This is a genomic window from Anabaena sp. FACHB-83, assembly GCF_014697485.1.
Taxonomy (GTDB): domain Bacteria; phylum Cyanobacteriota; class Cyanobacteriia; order Cyanobacteriales; family Nostocaceae; genus Nostoc_B.
On sequence record NZ_JACJRY010000113.1, the window covers coordinates 1 to 2,430 of the forward strand.

The following is a 2,430-nucleotide window of genomic DNA, read 5'->3' on the forward strand; positions in this document are numbered from 1 at the left end:
GAAGTGGAAATATTTGTTAAACCCATATTTTGTATTGTAACTGTACCCAATATTCCAATTAATCAAGAAAAACTAGAGTCAAGAATGAAGAGAGTTATTGAACACTCATAATTACTTTAATTGCAGATCCTCCAGCTTCGCTAATAACCAATGTAGTCTTCTCCTGGAGTTCCACGTATGTCCGATCTCGAACTACAACTGCAAATGCAGATGAATGTTCAGAGAATGTTGTCCAACTTCCCAGACGACGAAACATATATCATTTTTGTCCTCAAATATTTCGAGTTCTTGATAAATTTCCCAGCAGGCAGTTTAACAAGAAGAAAACTGTGTGAGTTGATTGTAGACTTTATCCTCTACAATTATGACCCCGAAGAGTACTCGATGGCGATCGAGCAACTACAGGCTGCTATCGAGTACGCCTACAGTTGATACAACATTTTGCACTCGTCAGCTACTTTTTAGTAGCTTTATTTTTTTTGACTACTATTCTGCTTTCGACTCCAAACAAATCCTTGTAAACCTCGTAATCCCCAAAAAGCTGCATGATTACGCTCCTAGTAAATATACAACCAATTGTATTTCCTCGCTCTTCATCAATAGCAAATGCCTTAAATAAATCCTTTTTAGCCGCCTCTTTATCTCCTAAATAAAATCTCACTATTCCCATGCCACAGAAAGCTTCGGGGCAATCGGGATTTAACAATAATGCCTGTTCTAATTCTGCTAATGATTCTTCCAATCTACTAGACATAAAATAAATATTAGCTAGATTAATATAGGGTTCTACGCGGTTAGGGTCAAGCTCAATTATCTTCCTGTAATCCGCGATCGCCGCTTCAAAATCGCCAATATAATTTTTGTAAATATCCGCCCGATTTAGATAAGCTTCGAGCAAATTTGGATTGAGTGTGATCGCCTGATTATAATCTTCTACAATGCTGGGGAATTCAGACTTGTGGCAAATTTTCAAACGCGATAGACCGCGATTGTTGTAGGCTTCTGCCAGATTTGGGTTGAGGGCGATCACGCTGTCGAACATTTGAATCGCGCCCTCATATTTTTTAATACTAAACTGTACTAACCCGATTGCATTATGAACTTCTGCAAAGTTTGGATTTAGTGTTAATGCTTGCTCAAAACATTCTGCAACTGCTTTTAGATTTTTGGCTTTGAGATGTTCTAAACCTTGTTCGTAGAAAGTTTGTGCTTGTTGTAAATTTGATTCCATAAACGTTATTCGTATATTTTAAATACAATTTTATTTTATCAAGAAATATCATGATTTAAACGAATAATTTTTATCGCTTCGCTAATAACCACTGATGTCGTTTGGACAGAGGTTCCGACTATGTACAACTCTCAAATTCTCGCGCTCATGATTCAGCATGAAATCGATTATCCAGAGGCTGCTATGATGCTTCAGGATATTGAGTGGAGAGAAATAGATATAGTGGTATCTGAGGAAGAGATACAAAGACACATCTCGTCTTCCTCCTCGGATATACAGCCGATGAATTTCGCTGAAGAAATCCCGTTTTAAAATTAAAGCTACTAACTATTTGTTAGTAGCTTTAATTTTTTCTCACCTTTGCAAGCCTGCGGCTGTCTCGTGTTTTTTTGCTAAAACTTCATCAAGCTTACTATTGGCAGTCTCAAAATCCCGCAATACTTCTGGAGTTAAATTATTAACTTGCACCTGCCCAGCCTGCACCCTCAAAATCACATCACCATTTTTGTGAGCGATCGCCAAATCTTTCTGCTGGGAATTTAACACCAAATCGTAAATTTTACCAGTAACACGGACAGTACCATCATTCCCAAGCTGACCTATATTTGATGCCAACTTCTGGGACACCTGGGAGATTCGAGTGAGCGTATCTTGTTCCATTCCCGCCAGGGCTTTGGGCGATATTTGCCTAGTAGCCTTAAATTTATTTGCCACTTCGACAATGCGTTGTTTGTACTCGTCAGCCTTACCCAAACTATCAGCCGCAACGTACCACGAACGCAGATGGTCGATGGTTACGGACTGAGATTCTTGGCTGGGGGGTGTTTTCGGTTCAGTTAGACTGGTTTGCGACGGCTGCTGTAACTGTGAAGTTTGGGATAACGTTACTGTCTGTAGTGGTTGTGGCGGTTTGAGATGCTTTGGACGGTCAGGCAGCGATCGCACTTTCTTCTCGTATTCAGTTTGGGACTCAATCACACTCCCAAATTTCTTGGCCATCGCCTCAAAAGTGGGTTCAGAAATTGATGAATTTACCAAATTAAATACGGCGAGTCCCTTCTTAGTTTCTAGTGGCACATCTTCCCTTGGCACTTGGGCAATCGCAACATTCTTGTCAGCCAGCCACTCGGTCACAGTCGCAATTTTATGGTTGTCCACGGCTAGTTGTGTCAATCCCAACATTTTATCTTCGGGTGTGG

Annotated in this window: 3 protein-coding genes and 1 pseudogene; 2 read left to right on the forward strand and 2 right to left on the reverse strand. The window is 40.3% G+C overall.

The features are described 5' to 3' along the window. Window positions 1-177 precede the first annotated feature (177 nt). Entirely contained in the window at window positions 178-432 is a 255-nt protein-coding gene (locus H6G79_RS36230) for a hypothetical protein (protein WP_190595343.1), read from the forward strand. A gap of 22 nt (window positions 433-454) precedes the next feature. On the opposite strand, the gene H6G79_RS36235 is transcribed toward H6G79_RS36230, so the two are convergent. Then, window positions 455-1,231, reverse strand: coding sequence for a tetratricopeptide repeat protein (locus H6G79_RS36235; protein WP_190595342.1), 777 nt, complete (start codon window positions 1,229-1,231; stop codon window positions 455-457). 120 nt (window positions 1,232-1,351) lie between these two features. Here H6G79_RS36235 and H6G79_RS36240 point away from each other — a divergent pair, with 120 nt between their 5' ends. Further along, window positions 1,352-1,543: a hypothetical protein gene (locus H6G79_RS36240; protein ID WP_190595341.1), complete on the forward strand. Its 192-nt coding sequence runs from the start codon at window positions 1,352-1,354 to the stop codon at window positions 1,541-1,543. Between the two features lie 42 nt (window positions 1,544-1,585). Here H6G79_RS36240 and H6G79_RS36245 read toward each other — a convergent pair. Beyond that, window positions 1,586-2,430, reverse strand: a pseudogene (locus H6G79_RS36245) (hypothetical protein); the annotation flags it as partial.

Bases quoted from the DNA above. Each gene is read 5' to 3' on its own strand.
- H6G79_RS36230 (WP_190595343.1), top strand. From the start codon at position 178: ATGTCCGATCTCGAACTACAACTGCAAATGCAGATGAATGTTCAGAGA.
- H6G79_RS36235 (WP_190595342.1), bottom strand. From the start codon at position 1,231: ATGGAATCAAATTTACAACAAGCACAAACTTTCTACGAACAAGGTTTA.
- H6G79_RS36240 (WP_190595341.1), top strand. From the start codon at position 1,352: ATGTACAACTCTCAAATTCTCGCGCTCATGATTCAGCATGAAATCGAT.